The sequence below is a fragment of the Pseudoduganella albidiflava genome (assembly GCF_004322755.1).
Lineage (GTDB): Bacteria > Pseudomonadota > Gammaproteobacteria > Burkholderiales > Burkholderiaceae_D > Rugamonas > Rugamonas albidiflava.
Genome location: NZ_CP036401.1, coordinates 1118797 through 1141383 on the forward strand (window position 1 = coordinate 1118797; position 22587 = coordinate 1141383).

Annotated in this window: 19 protein-coding genes; 13 read left to right on the forward strand and 6 right to left on the reverse strand. The window is 67.2% G+C overall.

The window, feature by feature from the left end; translation table 11 throughout:
- The first annotated feature begins 65 nt into the window (after positions 1-65).
- The 3 genes from EYF70_RS04760 to EYF70_RS04770 all read left to right on the forward strand — a co-directional run bounded on the left by EYF70_RS04760 (position 66) and on the right by EYF70_RS04770 (position 4071).
- Positions 66-521: a hypothetical protein gene (locus EYF70_RS04760; protein ID WP_131144379.1), complete on the forward strand. Its 456-nt coding sequence runs from the start codon at positions 66-68 to the stop codon at positions 519-521.
- Positions 522-686: 165 nt separating this feature from the next.
- A complete protein-coding gene (locus EYF70_RS04765) occupies positions 687-3518 on the forward strand; it encodes a hypothetical protein (RefSeq protein ID WP_131144380.1) in 2832 nt (943 codons plus the stop codon).
- 310 nt (positions 3519-3828) lie between these two features.
- Positions 3829-4071 carry a hypothetical protein gene (locus EYF70_RS04770; protein ID WP_131144381.1) on the forward strand — a complete coding sequence of 81 codons (243 nt, stop codon included), beginning with the start codon at positions 3829-3831 and terminating at the stop codon, positions 4069-4071.
- A 47-nt stretch (positions 4072-4118) separates the two neighbouring features.
- Here EYF70_RS04770 and EYF70_RS04775 read toward each other — a convergent pair whose 3' ends face one another.
- Complete coding sequence (locus tag EYF70_RS04775) at positions 4119-6959, reverse strand: beta strand repeat-containing protein (protein WP_131144382.1); 2841 nt, start codon at positions 6957-6959, stop codon at positions 4119-4121.
- A gap of 488 nt (positions 6960-7447) precedes the next feature.
- On the opposite strand from EYF70_RS04775, the gene EYF70_RS04780 reads away from it, so the two are divergent.
- The 9 genes from EYF70_RS04780 to EYF70_RS04820 all read left to right on the forward strand — a co-directional run bounded on the left by EYF70_RS04780 (position 7448) and on the right by EYF70_RS04820 (position 17737).
- Complete coding sequence (locus EYF70_RS04780) at positions 7448-8572, forward strand: methyl-accepting chemotaxis protein (protein WP_131144383.1); 1125 nt, start codon at positions 7448-7450, stop codon at positions 8570-8572.
- 9 nt (positions 8573-8581) lie between these two features.
- The gene (locus tag EYF70_RS04785; protein WP_131144384.1) at positions 8582-8950 is read left to right on the forward strand and encodes a response regulator; all 369 of its coding nucleotides are present in this window, start codon (positions 8582-8584) and stop codon (positions 8948-8950) included.
- A gap of 52 nt (positions 8951-9002) precedes the next feature.
- Positions 9003-9335 carry an STAS domain-containing protein gene (locus EYF70_RS04790; RefSeq protein ID WP_131144385.1) on the forward strand — a complete coding sequence of 111 codons (333 nt, stop codon included), beginning with the start codon at positions 9003-9005 and terminating at the stop codon, positions 9333-9335.
- Positions 9332-11464 (forward strand): chemotaxis protein CheA, encoded by a 2133-nt coding sequence (locus tag EYF70_RS04795; protein ID WP_131144386.1) that lies wholly within the window; start codon positions 9332-9334, stop codon positions 11462-11464. Before EYF70_RS04790 ends, EYF70_RS04795 begins: the two co-directional genes overlap by 4 nt.
- A gap of 44 nt (positions 11465-11508) precedes the next feature.
- Positions 11509-13134, forward strand: coding sequence for a methyl-accepting chemotaxis protein (locus EYF70_RS04800; RefSeq protein ID WP_131144387.1), 1626 nt, complete (start codon positions 11509-11511; stop codon positions 13132-13134).
- Between the two features lie 76 nt (positions 13135-13210).
- Entirely contained in the window at positions 13211-15124 is a 1914-nt protein-coding gene (locus EYF70_RS04805) for a HAMP domain-containing methyl-accepting chemotaxis protein (RefSeq protein ID WP_131144388.1), read from the forward strand.
- Positions 15125-15134: 10 nt separating this feature from the next.
- Complete coding sequence (locus EYF70_RS04810; RefSeq protein WP_218943752.1) at positions 15135-15647, forward strand: chemotaxis protein CheW; 513 nt, start codon at positions 15135-15137, stop codon at positions 15645-15647.
- Positions 15644-16489, forward strand: coding sequence for a CheR family methyltransferase (locus tag EYF70_RS04815; RefSeq protein ID WP_131144390.1), 846 nt, complete (start codon positions 15644-15646; stop codon positions 16487-16489). Before EYF70_RS04810 ends, EYF70_RS04815 begins: the two co-directional genes overlap by 4 nt.
- Before the next feature lie 174 nt (positions 16490-16663).
- Positions 16664-17737: a protein-glutamate methylesterase/protein-glutamine glutaminase gene (locus EYF70_RS04820; protein WP_131144391.1), complete on the forward strand. Its 1074-nt coding sequence runs from the start codon at positions 16664-16666 to the stop codon at positions 17735-17737.
- A gap of 106 nt (positions 17738-17843) precedes the next feature.
- Here EYF70_RS04820 and EYF70_RS04825 read toward each other — a convergent pair whose 3' ends face one another.
- The 3 genes from EYF70_RS04825 to EYF70_RS04835 are packed head-to-tail and all read right to left on the reverse strand — an operon-like array spanning position 17844 to position 19913.
- Positions 17844-18830 carry a sensor domain-containing diguanylate cyclase gene (locus EYF70_RS04825; RefSeq protein ID WP_131144392.1) on the reverse strand — a complete coding sequence of 329 codons (987 nt, stop codon included), beginning with the start codon at positions 18828-18830 and terminating at the stop codon, positions 17844-17846.
- Between the two features lie 2 nt (positions 18831-18832).
- The gene (locus EYF70_RS04830) at positions 18833-19486 is read right to left on the reverse strand and encodes a chemotaxis protein CheC (protein WP_131148894.1); all 654 of its coding nucleotides are present in this window, start codon (positions 19484-19486) and stop codon (positions 18833-18835) included.
- Positions 19487-19499: 13 nt separating this feature from the next.
- Complete coding sequence (locus tag EYF70_RS04835) at positions 19500-19913, reverse strand: response regulator (protein WP_131144393.1); 414 nt, start codon at positions 19911-19913, stop codon at positions 19500-19502.
- A gap of 104 nt (positions 19914-20017) precedes the next feature.
- On the opposite strand from EYF70_RS04835, the gene rpiA reads away from it, so the two are divergent.
- Positions 20018-20695 (forward strand): ribose-5-phosphate isomerase RpiA, encoded by a 678-nt coding sequence (rpiA, locus tag EYF70_RS04840; RefSeq protein WP_131144394.1) that lies wholly within the window; start codon positions 20018-20020, stop codon positions 20693-20695.
- 216 nt (positions 20696-20911) lie between these two features.
- On the opposite strand, the gene EYF70_RS04845 is transcribed toward rpiA, so the two are convergent.
- Both EYF70_RS04845 and argA read right to left on the reverse strand, forming a co-directional pair.
- Positions 20912-21184: an oxidative damage protection protein gene (locus EYF70_RS04845; protein WP_131144395.1), complete on the reverse strand. Its 273-nt coding sequence runs from the start codon at positions 21182-21184 to the stop codon at positions 20912-20914.
- A 59-nt stretch (positions 21185-21243) separates the two neighbouring features.
- Complete coding sequence (gene argA / locus EYF70_RS04850) at positions 21244-22554, reverse strand: amino-acid N-acetyltransferase (protein ID WP_131144396.1); 1311 nt, start codon at positions 22552-22554, stop codon at positions 21244-21246.
- Between the last annotated feature and the right edge of the window lie 33 nt (positions 22555-22587).

Below are 22587 nucleotides of genomic sequence, written 5' to 3' on the forward strand. Positions count from 1 at the left end.
GGCGTATTGGTACGCCGCCGTGGCACGCTTAGAATCTGCTACAGCCGCTTAACCTGGAGACCTCGATGACCGACCACCGCGACCTGCCCAATCCCGCATTCACTCCCGGCGGCATTCCCGCTCCCGGCTGGCGTTCCAGCACCGCGTTGCTGGTGGCGGCCGTGGCGGCCGCGGCATTGGTGGTGCTGGCGCTGTTCTTCTGGCGCCAGCAGTCCGACCCGGCCTTCGCGCCCGGAGCGCTGGGCGTGCGCTACGGCGTGCAGCTGCAGAACGGGCAGATGTTCTATGGCCTGCTGCGCGAAGTGGGGCCGCGCCACCTCCAGCTCGACGACGTGTATTACGTGCAGACCTTCACGGCACCGGACGGCCGCCAGGGCAACCGGGTGGTGAGCCGCCAGAAGAACGACTGGCACGGTCCGCAGTCGATGACGATCCCGCTCGACAAGGTGATGACGATCGAGCAGGTGGGGGGCGCATCGCAGCTGGCGAAACTGATCGAGCAGGACAAGGCGGCGCGCTGATGCCGCAACCGGAGCGCGAAGCGGCTCCTGTTTTGCAAGTCTTATTATTCAATTGACTATATAAAAAGGCAATGTAGACTGGCGTCGGTCGCCGCTGTGTCCGTCGCGGCGAACCCGCGCCATCGCGCGGCCGCCGTGCGGACAAACTTCCCCGAAAGGACAGTCGTGCGCGTTCCTCCCCGTCTCATTCCCCTCATGCTGGCGCTTGCCGTCAGCCAGGCTTATGCCGCTCCCACCGTGACGGGAGCCGCCGGTGCCGACGGCACGCACGCTTCATTGCCGGGAACGGCTGGTAGTGCCGCTGGCCATGGCGAGGACGCCACCGCCACCGCCGGCGCGGGCGATCCCGGTGCCGTCGCCACGGGCGGGCAAGGTGGGCGCGGCGGTGATGGCGCGGCGGGCGCTCCTGGCCAGGCCGGCGGGAAGGGCGGCAACGGCGGCCATGGCGGCCATGCCACGGCAAGTCATGCCGTGCAATCGTCGGCCGCGCAACTGCTTGCGTCGGCGCTCGCGGCAGCGGGACGGGGCGGCGACCCGGGCATTCCCGGCGAAGGCGGTGCCGGCGCCGCCAGGGGACCGCAAGGAACCGGCGGACGCGGCGGCAACGCCACGGCCAGCGTCACCGCGACGGGTTCAGGGACGATCACCGCCACGTCGGCCGCCACTGGCGGAACCAGTGGCTATCTGGCTCCCATCGGCGCCGGCGAGCGCTTTGGCTCGGCCATCGCCAATACGACCGTCGATGGCGGCAGCAGCGCGACCGTGACGGCTGACGCCGACGCGACAGCAGGGGCGCAAGGCGGTGGCAATGCGGCCGCAACGCTGCACGCGACCGGCTATCAGCTCAGTCTCGGCAGCAAGGTGACGGGCGGCAGCGGTGCCTATCACAATGGCCTGACAGGCCTGGGCGGCAACGATGGCGGCAGCGCCACCGGCAAGATCAGCGGAACGGCGGGGCTGGGCGGCGCCTCGGCATTGTTGACACTCGAAGGCGGCGCCGGGGGAAGCGGCGCCAACGGCGCCGATGTCGTGGCTCGTAATCCATTCGACGTGACCACCACCGGCCGCCTGAGCCTGTCTCTTTCCGGGAAAGGCGGCGACGCCGGCTCGGCCAACCCCGGCGCGACGGGCGGGCGAGCCGGCAATGCCGACCTCGAACTGGTGCTCGACGACCCGAGCGCCTCGTCGCTTGCCATGCGGGTGCGCGCGACGGGCGGCGCAGGTTCCCTTGCTTCGACGACGGATAGCGGCCAGGCCACACGCGGCGGCCACGCGTCGGCAAAACTGCAGGGTACGACGAAGGGGGAAATCGAGCTGGTGGCCAACGCCACCGGCGGCGCGGGCGGTGCCTCACGCAGTGGCGCGGCCGGAAACGGTGGCGATGCACTGGCTGCCGCTTCCGGCACCACGCACCTTCCGCCACGTTGGGGCAGCAGATACCCGGGCGATGTGTCGGCCGTTGCGGTGGGAGGCGCCGGCGGAATCTCCTGGAGCGACGGCGTGCGCGCCGGCGACGGCGGCACCGCGCAAGCATCCGCCTCGGTGCATTCCAGGACAGTCTACGAATTCGACCTCACCGAGGCGAGGGCGCTGGCGACCGGTGGCGCGGGAGGCAAGGCCACCACCCTGGGCGGCATCGCCGGCAACGGCGGTGCGGTCAGCCTGGTCGACAGCGTCGGCGGCTCCGCGGCCAGCAGGCTGGAGTTACGGCAGGAAGCGTACGGCGGCGCCGGCGGCCTCCACACGGGCGGGGGTGTCGGCGGCAGCGGCGGCGCCGCGTTGTCGCAACTGACGCTGGCCGATGCCGTGACGCCTGCCCTGACCGTGGACGTGCTGGCCCACGGCGGCCACGGCGCGGGCGGCAACGGCGGCGGCGCCCAGGCCATCCTGGAACTGGCATCGACCAGCATTGGCGCGGCCGTACGGGGAAATACGCACGCAAAGGGCGGCGATGCGGGCATGCGGGCGCTGGCCGGAGACGCGCTGGCACGGTCGACCGTGCGTGCCGCGGGCCAGGCGGAGAGCAGGGCGTACGCGCTGGCGGGGGAGACCTGGAATCCCGGCGCCCAGTCGGCTGCGACGGCATTCTCCCGCGCGGAAGCCGGCGGGGCCGCCACGGCATTGGCCGACGCTGATGCTGAAACGGAACCAAGCAATCCCGGCATCGCGCGGGCGCGCGCCGAGTCCATCTCCACCGGCGGATCGAGCACGGCGTTCGCGAAAGGCCGCGGCCGCATCTTCGATATCTCTGCGCATTCGCAGGCAAGCGGCAGCGCCGCCAGCCGCGCGACAGTGGAAGGGAGCCGGGGTGACGCGACTGCCCTGGCCACCAGTACCTCGACCGGGTCCGGCATGCGGGTGGAGACGACCGCCGGTGCCAAGTTCGCATCGCGCGGATACTTCGGGTTCGAGGCAAGGACCAGCATCGGCAGCACCGTCGCTGGCCAGGCCTATCACACCGGTTCCTTCGCCAACGCGCTGCCGGTCGGCGCCGTGATTCCCGCCGGCGCGCCCACCGTTGCCGCTGCGCTGGAGGGGCAGCCGATCGCCGCGGTCGGACGCATGCTCGGCGTCAGCACTTCTCCCGCCGTGCCGGGCGCGCATCACCTGACGACGGCCAGCTTCCGCTTCGATACCCTCGCACCGGGCGCACTCACGCTGGGCCTGCTCGATTTCCGCAGTGCCGGCATCGGGTTCACCGAGCTCGAGCTGATCGTCAGCAACCATGGCAGCGAGCTGTTCTCGTGGACGTTCGACAGTCTCGCCGCCGCCCAGGCCTTCTTCGATGACAACGTGCTCGACCTGGGCATGCTCGGCGCCGGCAGCCAGGACATCCTGATCGCCGCCGATTTCACCTTCGGCGCCTCTGGCAGGTTCGACTTCGACTACGTGCTCGGCGCCCAAGGCCTGGCACCGGTGCCGGAACCGCAGGTGTGGATGCTGATGCTGCTGGGGTTGACGGTGTTGCTGGTGCGCGCGAGACCCGCGCGGCGTTAAGCCCGCCGAGCGCATTGTGGGCGCCGGATAGGTGCGGTGCGGTGCTCGATCGGCTGGCCAGGCTGATCGAGCAGCAAGGCCGCGCGCTGGCTCCGGACCGTTGCAGTCAGGCCGCAATGCCTGTTCCCGGGATAGGTCTTTTCACCTGCGCCATGACGTCACCGTGCGGCAATGAGCGCGTTCCTTGCGCCCGATCAGAACGCGCTGCGTTTTCACTTCGTACACTCGGGGATCCCAAAATTTCCGTAGGGCATTAGCGCGGCGGCAGCAATGCCGCGCCAGGCCTGCGGCAACCATGAAAGGTCCCGCCATGCGTTCCCCGCACGATCTGGTCTTACCCTGTACTTCCCGGCGCCTGCTGCGCATTGCGCTGCCACTTCTCGCGCTGGCGATCGGCCTTGCCTGGGGTGGCGCGGCCTGGGTGCTGGCCTTGCTGGCCATGTTCATGCTCGGGCGCTCCTGCGGCCAGGCCAACACGCGATGGGGGACGGACAGCACCGCGTATGGCGTCGGTGCGGCGCTGGCCGGATTCAGGCCGGGTGAACGCGGCTGACCTGCGCAGCATTCACCCGGCTTTTTGCATGCTGCCTGCGCCGCCGGTCAGACCCGGCGGCGCTGCCTGATCAGCACCACGGACAAGCCCAGCAGCAACATCGCCCACGTGCCGGGCTCTGGTACAGGCGCGAGGTTGTCCGCTCCCAGCGCATAGTCAAAATTCGTGTGGCCGTATTCGGCACCATAGACGATATCGGCGGAGATGAAGATGTCCTGGCCGCCGGCGCCGAACGTGCCGAGCGATAGCACATTGTCGTGGAAGAACGCACTGGCCGCGGCCAGGCTGTCGAACGTATAGGTGAGGATTTCCACGCCATGGTTCGACACGGTCAGTTCCAGCTCCTCGAACGCCGCGCCATAAGGGTAGAAATTGAACAGGCCGAGAGTCAGGTCGCCTGCGGCCGTGGTATCGAAATTGAAACGGGCCGTTGTCACCTGGTGATACAGGCCTGGGGTCACCGCATTGATGCCAGTCAAGCTCATGGAACCAGCGCCGACCAGGCCCGTTTGCGCGAACGCTGCCCCGACCGTCGGTGCCCTGTCGAACAGGGCGGGATTGAATGGCCGGTAGCTGGCAGTGGAAGCGTTGCCGTTACCGTGCCACTGCATGGTGTCGAGGATGCCGGCGGTGGCCCTCACTTCAATGGAATGCTCGTGGTACACGGGCGTGCTGACGGTGGTTTCGACGCGCACCCCGTCTGCCGACGTGATGCTGGTTGCCTGGATGGTACCAGTCAGGCCGGTACCGCTTGCAACTGCATAGTTACGGATGGCGCCGGTACCTTGGGCAATTGCGGCCACGTCAACATTCCCGCCCCGGCCTTCGGCAATGGCCAGACCGTGGGCTCCCGTGCTGACCGATTCGGCGCGGGCCTGCGCCACGGTGCCGGCCATAATGGTGGTTCGCGCATAGGCTCTCGTCTCGATGTCCATGGTCGATTCCGAGCGCGCAAACGCGGTGGCGTTGCCGTTTCCGTAGGGGGCATGGAGGTCGGCCCGCCGTGCATCCACCACCGCTGTGTTCCGCACCGATCCCAGGGCCGAGACCGTGCTGCGCGCGACCGCGTCGCCGTAGTTGCCGCCGGTCTGGCGGGAAGCGGTGCCGCCGTCCGCGTACACATTGGCGGTAATGGCTGCGCCGGCTTTGCGCGAAGTAAGCTCCAGTACCGCCTCGGCACCGCCGCCATTGCCGGAAACGCCCGCTGCGCTGTAGCCGCCCGCGCCGCCGCGGGCTTCCAGCCTTGCATCGATGCGCGCCGCGGCGCTGTCGATCATTGCCAGCCGCGAGACCGCATTGCCGCCCTGACCACCCGCGCCACCGGCGTAAGAATTCCTGCCGCCTGCGCCGCCTTGTGCGACCTGCTGCAGCACCAGGTTGCCGGCAGTGCTGCCGGCCACGCTATTGATTGCCCTGGCGACGCCGCCGTCGCCACTTCTGGCGCTGGCACCACCGGTACCGCCTTCGCCACCGATCGTGGTCGAGATGGCGCGTGCCGTGCCGGTGCCGCTGTGTGCCGCGGCACGGGCCAGTGCCTCCCCGCCGGTGCCGCCGTGCCTCCCCTCGCTGGATATGCTCCCCCCTGCGCCACCCGTGGCGGTAGCGGTACTGGAGGCCTCTGCGCTGCCGTCCGCGTGGCCGATGACGTTGGCGACCGCCAGTCCGCCAATCCCGGCAACGCCGATACTGCCCCCGCCTCCCTTGCCGCCAACGGCCGCTGCGTTCAATGTCACCGGTGCCTTCGCCCGGACCTGCAGGTCGGCCCTGGCTTGCCCGCCATTGCCTGCGACGCCGTCGACACCGCCGAAGTTGTGGTACAGGTTGCCGCCGTAGCCTCCTGTTGCGCGGACGGTCGACGTCACGCTGGTGGCGGTCTGGTCGTCGAGCAGCAGCGCCAGGTCGGCGTTACCGCCATGGCCTGGATGTTGCACGGCGCCGTAACCACCGGCAGTGCCCTCGAGCGTCAGCGCCAGGGCGCCGGTGGTCTGCGCGGCGAAAGCGTTGCGGCTGACGACGTCGGTGCCATGTTCCGCACCATAGCTGGTGCCTCCGTGCAGTGACAGTTTCGCCTTGATGCCGCCGCTTCCGGCCGTTGCGCGGATCGCGCCAGTGGCCGTACCGCCATTGCCGGCGAAACCTGAACCGCCCGTGGCCGTGGCGGCCAGGTCGAGGGAGTGGCCACTGGCGGTAATGGCGGACGCTGCATCGCCACCAGCGGGGGTACCGGAGCCACCGACAGCATTGGCGCGCGCGAGGACAACTCCCGTGTTGCCACCATCGATGGTCGTTGTCGCGGTGGCTTTGCCAGCCTGGCCGCTGTACCCGGAGTCCGACGAACCGCCTTTCGCGGTCGCGGTGCCGCTGATAGTACCGGTCCCGGCGATATCGACGAGTGCTTGCGCGGAGCCGCCATCGCCAGCGGTCCCGAGCGTACCGTAGGATGCACCGGCACCTCCTTCGCCAGGCTGGCCGAACCGGCCACCTTCGCCGCCCGATGCCGATGCGCTGCCCGTCAAGGTCGCGGCGGTCGAACGGATGATGTGACTTGCGGTGGCCGACCCGCCATTGCCGCCGTTGCCGCTGTTGCCGCCATTCTGGCCAGGTGCGCCCGCGGCGCCATCGCCGCCGCGGCCACCGTAGCCGCCGTAGGCGCTCGCTGCATCGTCGGCCGCACCGGCCACGGCGGTGGCGCTCTTGCCGGCACCACCGTGGCCGCCGGATGCGCCCGGTGTCGTCGCGTGCCTGCCCGGAGTGCCGGATTGACCGCTGACGGTCACGGCATTGGCCTGGCTGACCGCGAGCGCCAGGGCAAGAGGGAGCAGGTGAGGAATCAGGCGTCGGCTGGGGGGCGGGAGCGGAATATCAAGTACTGGCGAGTTGGTTGGCATGCGGTCCTCTTGCGATTATTAGAAGGGGGGATGCCCTGCGACGGCGTTTTTCTCCGGTAGCTGGGCGGTATGCCGATTCTAATATTGCAATAATAAATATTCAATTTAATAACGTCGATTGCTCCCGTGCTGATCCGGCATGCATAAGGCAAGTCACTCCGCTGGCGAAAGCAGGCATTGTAGTAAAAGTCGGGTAATGCTTTTATCTGCACACTGCTTTGGATGTTTATTTCGGCTATATATACTGGCAAGGCCGTTCCGGCAGGAAAAAAAATTCAATCGCGACAACACGTTAGCTTCTCTTCAAGCGGTGTCGGTTTTTTGCGACCACCGTCGCCGATTTATTCGACGTTGCCTTGCGCTACGGCAATAAACCCTGCAATCATATGTCCGTGCCACAGATTTCACATTCCATGGCACCGAATCAAACCAGCGCGGCAATCGTTAATTGCCATTTCAACCCTTGCCGACGAGACGAGCGACGCGTGATGCGCCAACGCCCCCTGCATTCCTGTTATCCCCTGGCCCTGGCCGTCGCGGCCACGTGCGCCATCGTGCCGCTGGCCGGCTGGCAATGGCATGGTTTCGCCATCGCCGCCGTGCTGCTGGCCGCCGGTGCCTGTGCCTTCTTCTTCCACCCGGGCGCGGCAGCGCAGGAATCCGGGCTGGCCCGCGAATACCTGTCCAGCCGGCGCGACTTCGCCGAGCAGGTGTCGGGCGTGTGGACCTCGCACATCGACGCGTCGCGCACGCAGATGGAGCAGGCCGTGGTCGCGCTGGTCGAGCGTTTTTCCGGCATCGTATACAAGCTGGAGCAGGCGCTGGCCACCTCCGGCGCGGCACGCAACCATGAAGGCGGCAGCATCGTCGAGGTATTCGCCGCCAGCGAGAAGGAATTGCGCTCGCTGCTGGACATGCTGGCCAGCGCCGCGTCCAGCAAGGGCCAGATGCTGCAGAAGATCGAAGGCCTGCAGCAGATCACCGCCCAGCTGCAGACGATGGCGGCGGACGTCGCCAGCATCGCCTGGCAGACCAACCTGCTGGCCCTGAACGCCGCCATCGAGGCGGCCCGCGCCGGCGAGGCGGGGCGCGGCTTCGCCGTCGTCGCCAACGAAGTGCGCATGCTGTCGAACCGCTCGGCCGATGCCGGCAAGCATATCGCGCAGCAGGTCGGCCAGATCAGCGCGGCGATCAATGCCACCTGTGGCGCGGCGACCGAGTCGATGCGCGCCGAAGGCCAGGCGGTACAGGCTTCCGAGCAGATGATCGGCAACGTGCTGACCGCGTTCCGCGGCGTTACCGACGCGCTGGTGCAGTCGTCCGACGTGCTGCAGGCGGAGAGCGCCGGCATCAAGTCCGAAGTGGCCGAGGCGCTGGTGCAGCTGCAGTTCCAGGACCGTGTCAGCCAGATCCTGGCGCACGTGCAGCAGAACATCGCGCGCCTGCCGTCGTACCTGGATGAACAGGATGCCACGGGCAGGGCGCTGGAGATCGATCCGCGCCCGCTGCTCGCCGAGCTGGAAAGCACGTACGCGATGGCCGAAGAACACACGCTTCACCTGGGCGGCGCCAAGCCGGCGCCGCAGCAGGACGAAGAAATCACCTTTTTCTAGGAGCTTCACATGGCAAAAACCATCATGGTCGTGGACGACTCGGCATCGATCCGCCAGGTTGTCGGCATCGCACTGCGCCAGGCCGGCTACGACGTCATCGAAGGCAGCGACGGCGTCGATGCGCTGGCCAAGCTGACCGGTCAGAAAGTCAACCTGATCATCAGCGACGTCAACATGCCGAACATGGATGGCATCAGCTTCGTGCGCGAGCTGAAGACCCGTCCCGCGTACAAGTTCACGCCGGTGATGATGCTGACGACCGAATCGCAGCAGGAAAAAAAGGCGCAGGGCCAGGCGGCCGGCGCGCGTGCCTGGATGGTCAAGCCGTTCAAGCCCGAAGCGCTGCTGGCGGCCGTCCAGAAGCTGGTCATGCCTTAAAGCCACTTGCCCGCGGCCGTCCGGCCGCGGCAGATTCCCCACGGAGAACCACATGAGTATTGGCGAGAGCCAAGGGCCCGCTGCGGCCCTGGCAGTCGAAGGCGAGCTGACGATCTATCGCGCGGCGGAGCTGAAGGACGTGCTGCTGGACGCGGTGCGGCAGCATGCCGCGCCGGTGTTCGACCTGTCCGCCGTCACCGAATTCGACAGCGCCGGCCTGCAATTGCTGCTGGTGGCGCGGCAGGAAGCCGCGCGCCTCGGCAAGACGCTGCGCGTGCAGGGCGCCAGCGCCGCCGTGCGCGACGTGTTCGCACTGCTCGGCGTGGCATTCGCCGGTATCCGGGAAACCAGCGAGGCAAGCAACGTGGAAGGACGCGCCGCATGAATATCGACCAGGTGATGCACACCTTCATCGCCGAGAGCCGCGAGCTGCTCGAACAGATGGAAAACGCGCTGCTGGCCGTAGCGCACGATGGCCCGGAAGCGGTCAACGCGATCTTCCGCGCCGCGCACACGATCAAGGGTTCGGCCGGCATGTTCGGCCTGGACGCGGTGGTCGACTTCACCCACGTGGCTGAAAGCGTGCTGGACAAGGTACGCGACGGCGCCGTTGCGGTCGACGACGGGCTGGTGGCGCTGCTGCTGGGCTGCTGCGACCATATCGGCCACCTGGTCGACGCGGTCGAGGCCGGCACGCTGGACAGCGACACGGCACTGGTCGAGGCCGGTGCGCCGCTGCTGGAAGCCTTGCATGGCTATCTCGATGGCGCCGGCGCGCCGGCGCCTGCCCGGACCACGGCCACCGCCGCGGCGGCAGCCGGCATTTCCGGGCAGTGGCACATCTCGCTGCGCTTCGGCCGTGATGTGCTGCGCAACGGCATGGATCCGCTGTCGTTCGTGCGCTACCTGGGCCAGATGGGCACGATCACGGGCATCGCCACGCTGGCCGACGCGCTGCCGCCGGCCGCCGAATTCGATCCCGAAGCGTGCTACCTGGGTTTCGAGATCGGCTTCCTGAGCAGTGCCGACAAGGCCGCCATCGATGGCGTGTTCGACTTCGTGCGCGACGATTGCGAGATCCGCATCCTGCCGCCGGAAAACCGCATCACCGAATACCTGGCCTGGCTCGACGAAGTGCCGGACGAGCGCGAGCGCCTGGGCGAAATGCTGGTGCGCTGCGGCAGCGTCACGGCGCACGAGCTGGAACAGGCGCTGGCCGTGCAGGCCGCCGGCACCGGCAGCGTGCCGCTGGGCGAGATCCTGGTCGGCCAGGGCGCCGTGCTGCCCACCGTCGTCGAAGCCGCGCTGGCGAAACAGCGCCAGGCGCCGGAACCGAAGGCGCAGCCGGAAAACCGCTCGATCCGCGTCGACGCCGACAAGCTGGACCGCCTGATCAACCTGGTCGGCGAACTGATCATCGCCGGCGCGGGCGCCAACCTGATCGCCCGGCGCACGCAGATCCCCGACCTGCTCGAATGTACCTCGACCCTGTCCGGCCTGGTCGAGGAAGTGCGCGACAGCGCGCTGCAGCTGCGCATGGTGAAGATCGGCGCCACCTTCAACCGTTTCCAGCGCGTGGTGCACGACGTGTCGCGCGAGATCGGCAAGGATATCCGCCTGCAGGTCTCCGGCGAGGACGCGGAACTGGACAAGACGGTGGTCGAGAAGATCGGCGACCCGCTGACCCACCTGGTACGCAACGCGATGGACCACGGCATCGAACCGGCCGACGTGCGCGTCGCCCGCGGCAAGCCGGCCCAGGGCACGGTGGCGCTGAACGCCTACCACGACTCGGGCAGCATCGTGATCGAAGTCTCCGACGACGGCGGTGGGCTCAAGCGCGACCGCATCCTGGCCAAGGCCATCGAACGGGGCCTGGTGGAGCCGGGCCGCGTGCTGTCGGACAAGGAAATCTTCGGCCTGATCTTCGAGCCGGGCTTCTCCACCGCCGAGCAGGTGACCAACCTGTCCGGCCGCGGCGTGGGCATGGATGTCGTCAAGCGCAACATCGTGGCGCTGCGCGGCAGCGTGGAAATCGCCAGCACGGAAGGGGCGGGTACCACGGTGACCGTGCGCCTGCCGCTGACGCTGGCGATCATCAACGGCTTCCAGGTCGGCGTCGGCAAGTCCGTGTTCGTGATCCCGATGGACATGGTGGAAGAATGCGTGGAGTTCCGCGACGATGCGGAAGGTGCGCACGCTTCCGACTACATCGACCTGCGCGGCTCGCCGATGCCGTTCGTGCGGCTGCGCGAACGCTTCGCGCTCGCCGGCGCGCCGGCACGGCGCCAGAGCATCGTGGTGGTGCGCTACGGCAGCAGCCGGGCCGGCCTCGTCGTCGATTCGCTGCTGGGCGAGTTCCAGACCGTGATCAAGCCGCTCGGCAAGGTGTTCGCCGGCGCGCGCTTCCTGTCCGGCTCGTCGATCCTCGGCAATGGCGACGTGGCACTGATCCTCGACATGGCGGCGCTGCTGTCCGGCGTCGAGAGCGAACGCCATGCGGTCGCCGAATGACTTCCAACAACCTTATTGTTTTTTACTGATCCTGGAGAGCCATCGTGCTTAAGAACTTGAAAATCGGCGTTCGCCTGGGGCTGGGCTTCGGCGTGCTGTTGCTGCTGTTGCTGGGCGTCGCGTTCCTGGCCATTACCCGCATGGCGGACATGGACAAGGTGACCGACGAGATCACCGGCGAGGCCTATCCCAAGGTGATCGCCGCGCAGGACATGGTGCGCGACGCGATCGATGCCGGGCGCCACATGCGCGGCATGCTGCTGACCAGCAGCGAGAGCGAGATCGAGCGCCACCGCAAGGCCATCGAGGGCATGCGTGCCGATACGGTGCGCCGCATCGCCGAGATGGAAAAAGTGGTGTTCTCCGAGCGCGGCAAGGAACTGCTGCGCGCCGTATCCGAGAAGCGCGTGGCGCTGGACGTCAAGTACGACAAGTTCTATGCCCTGATGCGCGCCGACCGCCAGCAAGGCGCCGATTTCATCAGCAATGACTACGCGCCCGCCAACCGGGAGCTGATCCAGGCTCTGGACGCGCTGATCAAGCACCAGGGCAAGCTGATGCAGGATCTGACCGAGACCGCCAAGCATACCTACGAGGATACCCGCGCCACCGTGATGCTGATGACCGGCGGCGCGCTGCTGGTGGCGATCATCATCGGCGCGTCGATCACGCTGTCCGTTACCGGCGCGCTACGCAAGGCGGTCAATGCCGCGAACAGCCTCGCCGAAGGCGACCTGACCGTGCGCATCGAGAGCGATTCGCGCGACGAGACGGGCCAGCTGCTGCATGCGATGAACCAGATGATCGTGAAGCTGACGCAGGTGGTCAGCGATGTCAACGCCGGCGCGCAGTCGCTGGCCTCGGCCTCCGAGGAAGTGTCGGCCACGGCGCAGTCGCTGTCGCAGGCCGCCTCCGAGCAGGCCGCCAGCGTCGAGGAAACTTCGGCATCGCTGGAGCAGATGACGGCGTCGATCTCGCAGAACACCGAGAATGCCCGCGTCACGGACAGCATGGCCACCCAGGTGGCGCGCGAGGCGGCCGAAGGTGGCGAAGCCGTCAAGGCCACCGCGACGGCGATGAAGCAGATCGCCAAGCAGATCGGCATCATCGACGATATCGCTTACCAGACCAACCTGCTGGCGCTGAACGCGGCCATCGAGGCGGCCCGTGCCGGCGAACATGGCAAGGGCTTCGCCGTGGTGGCGGCCGAAGTGCGCAAGCTGGCCGAACGCAGCCAGGTGGCGGCGCAGGAAATCGGCGAAGTGGCCACGTCCAGCGTGGAACTGGCCGAACGGGCCGGTGCGCTGCTGGACCAGATGGTGCCGAACATCCGCAAGACCTCCGACCTGGTGCAGGAAATCACCGCCGCGTCCGAAGAACAGTCGGCCGGCGTGGGCCAGATCAACGCGGCCGTGGGCCAGATGAGCCAGGGCACGCAGCAGAACGCGTCGAGCTCCGAGGAGCTGGCCGCCACCGCCGAGGAAATGAGCGGCCAGGCCGAGCAGCTGCAGGCCGCGATGGGCTTCTTCAAACTCGAGAGCGGTTCGTCGGTGCGCAAGCCGGCTGGCCGCGTGCCGCGCGCGGCCGCCGTGCCGAAGCGCCAGAACATCGCGCTGCAACCGGCCTTTGCCGAGGCAGGGCTGGACGAAGCCAGCTTTACCCGCTTCTGAGCGCCGTTGCAAGACCGCTTCAATCCGTTAAAAAACCCGCAAACAACCCGCGGCCGGTGGCCGCAAGGAGACAATCTTGTTCCGTAATCTGAAAGTAAGCGCCCGCCTGGCCCTGGGCTTCGGCGTCGTCGGCATCCTGCTGGCGGCCAGCATCCTGCTGGGTATCCGCAGCCTGGCCGGCGTCAGCGACAACGTCAACGAACTGGTCGCCGACAAGTACCCGAAGGTCACCATGGCCCACGACCTGATCGGCAACATCACCACGATCGCCATCGCGATGCGCAATGTCGTGATCTTCGACGATGCGGCGGTGGCACGCCGCGAGCTGGCGACGATCGAGGCGGAACGCGCCAAGCTGCGCGAGACGCTCGAGAAGCTGAAGAAGGTCGTCGCCTCGCCGGAAGGCAAGGAAGTGCTCCAGGCCGTGGTGGAAACGCGCGAGCAATACCGCGTGATCCAGGAAGAGTTCCTGCGCCTGGTCGCCGCCGGCCAGCGCGCCGAGGCGCGCGACCTGCTGGTCAACAAGCTCGAAGGCATCCAGACGACCTATATCGCCACGATCCGCAAGCTGATCGCACACCAGGATGACTCGATGGCGAAATCCGGCCAGGAAGCCACCGAGGCGTATGTCAGCGCCCGCAACCAGCAGGTGATGCTGGGCACGCTGGCCGTGCTGATGGGCATCGGCATGGCGTTCTGGATCACCCTCAGCCTGACGCGCACGCTCGGCGGCGAACCGGCCTACGCGGCCGCACTGCTGACGCGCATTGCCGACGGCGACCTGTCCGGCGAAGTCGCCGTCCGCAAGGGCGACAACCACAGCATGCTGTTCGCCGTGGCGCAGATGGTGGGCAAGCTGCGCCTGGTGATCGCCGGCCAGCGCGCCGTGATCGAGGCCGCCAACCGCGGCAACTTCGAGGCGCGCGTCGACACGGCGGGCATGCAGGGCTTCCAGAAGGAGATGGGCGATGGCCTGAACCAGCTGGTGGCGACGACCGGCGCCAGCATCGACGACGTGGTGCGCGTGATGTCGGCACTGGCCGAAGGCGACCTGACTTCGCGCATCGACAAGGAATACCACGGCGCGTTCGGCAAGCTGAAGGAATACTCGAACGGCACGATGGACAAGCTGGCGCAGGTGGTCGGCGATGTCAACGCCAGTGCGCAGTCGCTGGCCTCGGCCTCCGAGGAAGTGTCGGCCACGGCGCAGTCGCTGTCGCAGGCCGCTTCCGAGCAGGCCGCCAGCGTCGAGGAAACCTCGGCATCGCTGGAGCAGATGACGGCGTCGATCTCGCAGAACACAGAGAATGCCCGCGTCACGGATGGCATGGCCACCCAGGCGGCACGCGAGGCGGCCGAAGGCGGCGAAGCCGTCAAGGCCACCGCGACGGCGATGAAGCAGATCGCGAAACAGATCGGCATCATCGACGATATCGCCTACCAGACCAACCTGCTGGCGCTGAACGCGGCCATCGAGGCGGCCCGCGCCGGCGAACATGGCAAGGGCTTCGCGGTGGTGGCGGCCGAAGTGCGCAAGCTGGCCGAGCGCAGCCAGGTGGCGGCGCAGGAAATCGGCGAAGTGGCCACGTCCAGCGTGGAACTGGCCGAACGGGCCGGTGCGCTGCTGGACCAGATGGTGCCGAACATCCGCAAGACGTCCGACCTGGTGCAGGAAATCACCGCCGCCTCCGAGGAACAGTCGGCCGGCGTGGGCCAGATCAACTCGGCCGTGGGCCAGATGAGCCAGGGCACGCAGCAGAACGCGTCGAGCTCCGAGGAGCTGGCCGCCACCGCCGAGGAAATGAGCGGCCAGGCCGAGCAGCTGCAGCAGGCGATGAGCTTCTTCCACCTGGCCGGCAACCATGGCGCGCGGGTCGTGGCCAAGGTGCGCACCGGCAGCGCCCGGCCGGCACGGCGTGGCGTCAACCTGCGCCCGGCCGACGATTTCACGCACGGCGAGCTGGATGAAAAGAGCTTCACCAACTTCTGATGGACCGATCATGAAACACACCAAGCAAGACAGCGGCGCGGCGGCAAGCGAGTCCGCGCAATACCTGACCTTCATGCTGGGCGGCGAAGCGTTCGGCATCGGCATCATGGCCGTGAAGGAAATCATCGAGTTCTCCGGCATCACCGAAGTGCCGATGATGCCGGAATCGATCCGCGGCGTGATCAACCTGCGCGGCGCCGTGGTGCCCGTGATGGACCTGGCGGCCCGCTTCGGCCGCCCGCTGGCGGTGCCGGGCAAGCGCACCTGCATCGTCATCGTCGAACTGGAAGCCGATGGCGAACGGCAGGTGACGGGCGTGGTGGTCGACGCCGTCAGCGCGGTGCTCGACATCGCGCTGGCCGAGATCGAGCCGGCGCCGTCGTTCGGCACGCGCATCCGCGGCGACTTCATCGGCGGAATGGCCAAGGTGAACGGCAAGTTCGTGATCCTGCTGAACGTTGCGCACGTGCTGGCGCTGGACGGGCTGGCCACGCTGGTCGACAGCGAAGCCCAGGCGGCATGAGCGCGATCGCGATCAACGAGCGCGAATTCGCGCGCTTCCAGCGCTTCATCCTCGACATCGCCGGCATCACGATGTCCGATGCCAAGAAGGCGCTGGTCAGCGGCCGGCTTGCCAAGCGGCTGCACCACTTCGGGCTGGACAGCTATGACGCGTATTTCGAGCTGCTGGCCGACGGGCGGCATCCGGAGGAGGCCCAGGTCGCGGTCGACCTGCTGACCACCAACGAAACCTACTTCTTCCGCGAGGCGCGCCATTTCGACCTGCTGCGCGAAGCGGCCACGGCGCACGGCAGCGCCGGCACCACGCCGTTCCGCGTGTGGAGCGCGGCCTGTTCGTCCGGCGAGGAGCCGTACAGCATCGCGATGGTGCTGGCCGACGTGCTGGGTAACGCGCCGTGGGAAGTGGTGGCGTCCGACATCAGCACGCGCGTGCTGCAGCGCGCCCGCGTCGCGCACTATCCGATGGAGCGGGCCTCGCATGTGCCGCCCGGCTACCTGAAGCGCTTTTGCCTGAAAGGCATCGGCGAGCAGCAGGGCACGCTGCTGGTCGACCGGGCGCTGCGCCAGCGTGTGCAGTTCCGGCAGGTGAACCTGAACACCCAGCTGCCCAATGAACTCGGCATGTTCGACGTGGTCTTCCTGCGCAACGTGATGATCTACTTTAATGCCGAGACCAAGCGGCAGGTGGTGGCGCGTGTGACGTCGCGCCTGAAGCCGGGTGGCCAGTTTTTCATCGGCCATTCGGAAAGCCTGCAGGACATCAGCAACGCGGTGCAGCCCGTGGTACCGTCGGTGTACCGCAAGGCCGCGGCGGGGCAGGCGCGCGATCGCCAGGCCGCATGACGGCCAAGGTGCATGGCCGCAAGGTACCTGAGCGGCAAGGCGCATGATCGGCAAGGTGCGCCTGGACGAACCCCGTGACGGAGCGCGGCGCGTGGCCTGGCCATGCCGCCCCTGCGCCGTGCGGGCGCGTCGTTCGCGGGCGTTGCCGCATCCATGGAAGGGTCGTGGGAATTGATGAAGCCTGTGAATGTGATGGTCGTCGACGATTCGGCCGTGGTACGCAAGATCGTCGGTGAAATGCTGGCGGCGGCGCCCGGCATCCGCCTGCTGCACGCCGTATCGGACCCGCTGCTGGCGATCGAACGGATGAAGCAGGCATGGCCGGACGTGATCGTGCTGGACGTGGAGATGCCGCGCATGGATGGCATCACCTTCCTGAAGAAGATCATGGCCGAGCGCCCGACACCGGTGATCATCTGCTCGACGCTGACGGAGAAGGGTGCCCAGACCACGATGGCGGCGATGGCGGCCGGCGCGGTGGCCGTGATCGCCAAGCCGAAACTGGGCTTGCGGGACTTCCTCAACGACAGTTCCGCCGAGCTGGTGAGCGCGGTCCGCGCCGCCGCGCAGGTCAACGTGCGCCGGCTCGCCGCCCGCGCGGCCGCGCCCGCCCAGGCGCCCGCCAAGCTGACCGCCGATGCGATCCTGCCGCCGGCGGCAGAGGCCCGCACGCCGCTGCAGACCACCGAGCGGGTGGTGGCCATCGGCACGTCGACCGGCGGCACCCTGGCGCTCGAGGAAGTGCTGACGGCGCTGCCGCGCGTGACGCCGGGCATCGTGATCGTGCAGCACATGCCGGAGAAGTTCACGGCTGCTTTTGCCGACCGCCTCGACAAGCTGTGCCAGATCGAAGTACGCGAAGCGCGGCACAATGACCGCGTGCTGCCGGGCCGCGCGCTGATCGCGCCCGGCGGCAAGCACATGCTGCTGCGCCGCGATGGCGCGCGCTATTGCGTCGACGTGATCGACGGCCCGCTGGTGAACCGGCACCGGCCCTCGGTGGACGTGCTGTTCCGCTCCGTGGCCCGGCACGCGGGCGCCAATGCGCTGGGCATCATCATGACGGGCATGGGCGACGACGGCGCCGCCGGCCTGCTGGAAATGCGCAAGGCCGGCGCCCGCACCGTGGCGCAGGACGAGGAAAGCTGCGTGGTCTACGGCATGCCGAAGGAAGCCGTGAAGCGCGGCGGCGTGGAAAAGAGCGTGCCGTTGAAGGCGATCGACCGCGAGATCCTGCAGCAGCGGTAGCCGTGGCGATGGCCGGCTGCGCCGGTCGCGAGCGCGTCACAGCGCGTCACAGCGCGTCACATCACGTGACGCCACATCGCATCACATTACATCACGTTCCTGTACTTTACGGTGCCTGGCCGCCGGGCGCCTGTTCGGGCAGTGCCGAGACGATGCGGTTGCGGCCCTGGCGCTTGGCGGCATACAGCGCGCCGTCGGCGGCGCCGATCAGGGCGGCCGGCGTGGCCGTCTGGCCCGCCTGCAGCGTGGCCACGCCGATGCTGACGGTGACCTGCTGTTCCGGCCCGCCGTACTCGTGCGGGATCGCCAGCTGCAGCACGCGTTCGTGCAGCGTTTCGGCCATGCGCAGCGCCTGGCGCGGATCGTTGTCCGGCAGGATCACGGCGAATTCCTCGCCGCCGTAGCGGGCCAGCATGTCCACCGAGCGCTGCAGCAAAGCCTGCAGGGCGGCCGACACCTGGATCAGGCACCAGTCGCCTTTCTGGTGGCCATAATGGTCGTTGTAGGGCTTGAAATGGTCGATGTCGATCATCAGCAGCGACAGCATGCCGCCGTTGCGCTTGGCGCGCCGCACTTCGCGGTCGATCGCGGCGTCGAAGGCGCGGCGGTTGGCAACGCCGGTCAGGCCGTCCGAGAAGGTCTGCATGCGCAGCAGTTCGGTCTGTTCGCGCAGCAGCTTTTCGCGCGCGGCGGCCATGCTGACGTCGTTCAGCTGGATCAGGCAGTGGGAACCGCCCTGGCCGTCGGGGAACGCCAGCGGCGTGACGGCGATGGCCTGCTGCATGCGGTCGCTGCGCGCGATCGCGGCCGGGTTCGAATACAGCGGAAACGGTGCGCGGTTCAGGGTGGGGGACAGCAGCGAGGAAAAATGGTTCGTCAGGGCCTGCGTGACGGCGGCTTCCACGCGGCCGCCGCGCAGCTCGGGCATCAGCTCGAACAGGTCCATGCCGAGCGCCTTGTGGGCGGCGCAGCCGGTATGGCGGCTCATCCATTTATTCCACAGCACGATGCGGCGGTCCTGGTCGACGACGACGATGCCGGCGCTGACCGCTTCCAGCACGCTTTCCAGCAATGGCAGGCGGGACGGGTGCATCCTTATTGAAGTCCCATCGCGCGTTGCAGGTAGCGGTCGATCTGTTCCTTCAGGTCGGTGAGGGCGGTCACGTCGAGGATGAAGGCGACGTAGCCGTGGATCTGGTGCTTTTCCAGGATGAAGTCGATGTGCAGCATCATCACCACGGTATCGGCGCGGGTGCCGGTGGCGTCGAGGATCTCGTCGCTGGAACCCACGTGGTAGACCGGCAGCGAACCGTGCAGTTCCTGCTGGAAGATGTTGGCCAGCGTGCCGACGCAGGAATTGAGGATGATGTTGCCGATCTCGCTCATCGCTTCCTGTTCCATGCCGGACAGCTCGGCCAGCGGCACCGCCTCGCCCACCATCAGGCGCACGATTTCCAGGCTTTTGTCCTCGGGAAACATCAGCAGCGCTTCGGTCGAGAACGCGCCTTCGTAATGCTGGCTGACGCCGCAGATGCGTTCGTTGCTGCTGTTATCGGGCGAACCCTGGTTGTTCCGGTGCGCCTCCTCGAGCAGCTGGGCCGCTTCGCTGCGGCTGAGGAAGGTGATCGACGGCACGGACATCGTGACTTCCTCGCCGACGATGCCGCTCATCGCCGCGGCGGCCTGGCCCACGCCGATGTTGAAGATCTCGACCAGCGCGTCGTGTTCCAGCTCGGTCAGCGCGACCATGGCGGCGACCATGTCAATGCCCCAGCAGGGCGGTCAGGCGGGCGATGCGTTCCGGCGTGATCGGCTTTTCCATGAAGCCGACGCCGATTTCGCTGGCGCGGTTGCGGGTGGCGTCCTGCACATTGGCCGTCAGCAGCGAGATGTGCGCATCGGGCAGCAGCGCACGCAGCTTCTCGGCGCAGGCGATGCCACCCATGCCGGGCATGTTCACGTCCATCAGCACCAGTTGCGGCTGCACTTCCGGCGCCCTGGCAAGCGCTTCCTCGCCGGTTGCCGCTTCCACCACGGTCCAGTCGGCGTGCAGCGCGAGGATGTATTGCCGCGCCACCAGGCGGGAAACGCGGCTGTCGTCGACGATCAGGACCGTGGGCGCGGTGGTGGGCGCGGCGGGGGACGAGTCGGTGGGGGCGGTGGGCGTGGATGTCATGTTCTGTTGGGCTGACCTATGGAGATTGGCTATTTTCCCACAAAGGCCGCCCGGTGCGCTGTTAAAATGGCGGCCCTCGAATCCGTAATCCCCTATCCTCAATCATGACTCAAGACGAACTGAAACAGGCCGTGGCGCGCGCCGCCATCGGCTACGTGGTCGACGGCGAAATCATCGGCGTCGGCACCGGCTCGACCGCCAATTTCTTCATCGACGAACTGGCCGCCATCAAGCACCGCATCAAGGGCACCGTGGCTTCGTCCGAAGCCACCGCGGCGCGCCTGCAAGGCCACGGCATTCCCGTGTTCGACCTGAACGAGGTGGACTCGATCGCCGTCTACATCGACGGTGCCGACGAGATCGACGCTTCCGGCGCGATGATCAAGGGCGGCGGCGCGGCGCTGACGCGCGAGAAGATCGTGGCATCGGTGTCGAAATCGTTCGTCTGCATCGCCGACGGCTCGAAGCTGGTCGGCACGCTGGGCAAGTTCGCACTGCCGGTCGAAGTGATCCCGATGGCGCGCAATGCCGTGTTCCGCCAGCTGGCGGCGCTGGGCGGCCAGCCGAAGGTGCGCGTCAAGCCGGGTACCGATGAGCCGTTCGTCACCGACAACGGCGGCCACCTGATCGACGTGGCCGGCCTGTCGATCACCGATCCGGTCGGGCTGGAAAACACCATCAACGGGATCACCGGCGTGATCGCCGTGGGCCTGTTCGCCGCGCGCGGCGCCAATGTGTGCCTGCTGGGTACCGCCGAGGGTGTGAAGACGCTGAGCTGGTAAGCGCGGCAACTGCCGGGGTCAGACCCGCAGGGTTTGTTGAGCTGGCAAGCGGCGGCAACTGCCGGGGTCAGACCCCCGATACCGCTGGCGGCAAGCCCGGTCGTTTGCGGTGACGGGGGTCTGACCCCAGGTTTGCGCCTGGGTTCAAACGAGGCCGACAGCGCCTTGAAATGAAAAACGGCACCCGCGGGTGCCGTTTTGCTGAGGGAGCAGTGCTTACGCCGTCGGCGGCACGTAACCCTGGGCTTCGTCGGCGCCTTCGCCGAAGAAATGCTTTTCCATCTGCGCGGCCAGGTACTTGCGGGCGCGCACGTCGGCCAGGTTCAGGCGGTTTTCGTTGACCAGCATGGTCTGGTGCTTCAGCCAGGCCGCCCAGGCCTCTTTCGACACGGATTCATAGATCTTCTTGCCCAGTTCGCCTGGATACGGCGGGAAGTCCAGGCCTTCGGCTTCCTTGTTCAGTTTGATGCATTGGACGGTACGGGCCATCTCGGGTGCTCCTCAGTGTGCAGAAACGTGCATTGTAAAGCTTCTCGGGCAAACGCCGCTCACAGCGTTTTGACCAGCACCTGCGACTTGCGCTGGTAGTTGTACATGCGCTGGCGGTCCTTCGGCAGCGCATCCACGGTGGCCGGCACGAAGCCGCGCTTGATGAACCAGTGCGCCGTGCGGGTGGTGAGCACGAACAGCCTGGTGATGCCGGAGGCGCGCGCGCGGTTTTCCATGTGCTTCAGGATCCGCTCGCCATCGCCTTGCGCCTGCACTTCGGGGTTGACCGTCAGGCATGCCATTTCGGCCATCTTCTCTTCCGGGAACGGGTACAGCGCGGCGCAGCCGAAGATCACGCCATCGTGTTCGATGACGGAAAAATAATTGATTTCCCGTTCGATCAGCTCGCGGCCGCGCTTGACCAGCGTGCCGTCCGCTTCCAGCGGTTCGATCAGCTTGATAATCCCGCCAACGTCCTCAATTGTGGCGGGGCGCAGGCTTTCCAGGTTCTCGTGGCTGATCATGGTGCCCACGCCATCGTGCGTGAACAGTTCCAGCATGGCCGAACCGTCCATCGCGAACGGCACGATGTGCGAACGTTCCACGCCGCTGTTGCAGGCCTTGACGCAGTGGCGCAGGTAGAACGCGCTTTCCGGCGACAGGAAATTCGCCTGCAGCACGGCTTCGGCCATGTGCGACGACAGTTCGCGGATTTCCGTGCCGGCCAGGTCGCGCAGCATCTCGGTCTCGGTGATGAAGATCAGCTTGTCCGCATGCAGCGCCACGGCGGCCGAGACGGCCACGTCTTCCATCGTCAGGTTGAACGCTTCGCCGGTGGGCGAGAAACCCAGCGGCGACAGCAGGATCACGCCGCCGGCGGCCAGGATCGAGTGGATCGTTTCGGCATCGACCTTGCGCGTCACGCCGGTCAGTTCCAGGTCGACGCCGTCGATGACGCCGAGCGGACGGGCCGTGACGAAGTTGCCGGAAATGACACGGATCGCCGCGTTCGACATCGGCGTGTTCGGCAAGCCCTGGCTGAACGCGGCTTCGATATCGAGGCGCAGTTCGCCGGCGGCTTCCTTGGCGCATTCCATCGCCGCGGTATCGGTGACGCGGATGCCGTTGTGGAAACGGCCCTCGACGTTTCGCAGCGCCAGCTGTTCGGCGACCTGGGGCCGCGAGCCGTACACGACAACGACCTTGATGCCGAGCGCGTGCAGCAGCGACAGGTCGTGCGCCAGCACCGGCAGGGCGCCGGCCGCCACCAGTTCACCGGGGAAGGCCACCACGAACGTCTTGCCGCGGAAGGCGTGGATATAAGGCGCGACGGAACGCAGCCACTGGACGAATTCGACGGGATTTTCCATGCGCCGCATTATAATTCGCTGCGCGGCATTCGT

What these genes read in the sequence shown, in the direction of transcription:
- EYF70_RS04760 (WP_131144379.1), top strand. Translation starts at nt 66, where the DNA reads ATGACCGACCACCGCGACCTGCCCAATCCCGCATTCACTCCCGGCGGC.
- EYF70_RS04770 (WP_131144381.1), top strand. Translation starts at nt 3,829, where the DNA reads ATGCGTTCCCCGCACGATCTGGTCTTACCCTGTACTTCCCGGCGCCTG.
- EYF70_RS04775 (WP_131144382.1), bottom strand. Translation starts at nt 6,959, where the DNA reads ATGCCAACCAACTCGCCAGTACTTGATATTCCGCTCCCGCCCCCCAGC.
- EYF70_RS04780 (WP_131144383.1), top strand. Translation starts at nt 7,448, where the DNA reads ATGCGCCAACGCCCCCTGCATTCCTGTTATCCCCTGGCCCTGGCCGTC.
- EYF70_RS04785 (WP_131144384.1), top strand. Translation starts at nt 8,582, where the DNA reads ATGGCAAAAACCATCATGGTCGTGGACGACTCGGCATCGATCCGCCAG.
- EYF70_RS04790 (WP_131144385.1), top strand. Translation starts at nt 9,003, where the DNA reads ATGAGTATTGGCGAGAGCCAAGGGCCCGCTGCGGCCCTGGCAGTCGAA.
- EYF70_RS04795 (WP_131144386.1), top strand. Translation starts at nt 9,332, where the DNA reads ATGAATATCGACCAGGTGATGCACACCTTCATCGCCGAGAGCCGCGAG.
- EYF70_RS04810 (WP_218943752.1), top strand. Translation starts at nt 15,135, where the DNA reads ATGAAACACACCAAGCAAGACAGCGGCGCGGCGGCAAGCGAGTCCGCG.
- EYF70_RS04815 (WP_131144390.1), top strand. Translation starts at nt 15,644, where the DNA reads ATGAGCGCGATCGCGATCAACGAGCGCGAATTCGCGCGCTTCCAGCGC.
- EYF70_RS04820 (WP_131144391.1), top strand. Translation starts at nt 16,664, where the DNA reads ATGAAGCCTGTGAATGTGATGGTCGTCGACGATTCGGCCGTGGTACGC.
- EYF70_RS04825 (WP_131144392.1), bottom strand. Translation starts at nt 18,830, where the DNA reads ATGCACCCGTCCCGCCTGCCATTGCTGGAAAGCGTGCTGGAAGCGGTC.
- EYF70_RS04830 (WP_131148894.1), bottom strand. Translation starts at nt 19,486, where the DNA reads ATGGTCGCGCTGACCGAGCTGGAACACGACGCGCTGGTCGAGATCTTC.
- EYF70_RS04835 (WP_131144393.1), bottom strand. Translation starts at nt 19,913, where the DNA reads ATGACATCCACGCCCACCGCCCCCACCGACTCGTCCCCCGCCGCGCCC.
- rpiA (WP_131144394.1), top strand. Translation starts at nt 20,018, where the DNA reads ATGACTCAAGACGAACTGAAACAGGCCGTGGCGCGCGCCGCCATCGGC.
- EYF70_RS04845 (WP_131144395.1), bottom strand. Translation starts at nt 21,184, where the DNA reads ATGGCCCGTACCGTCCAATGCATCAAACTGAACAAGGAAGCCGAAGGC.
- argA (WP_131144396.1), bottom strand. Translation starts at nt 22,554, where the DNA reads ATGGAAAATCCCGTCGAATTCGTCCAGTGGCTGCGTTCCGTCGCGCCT.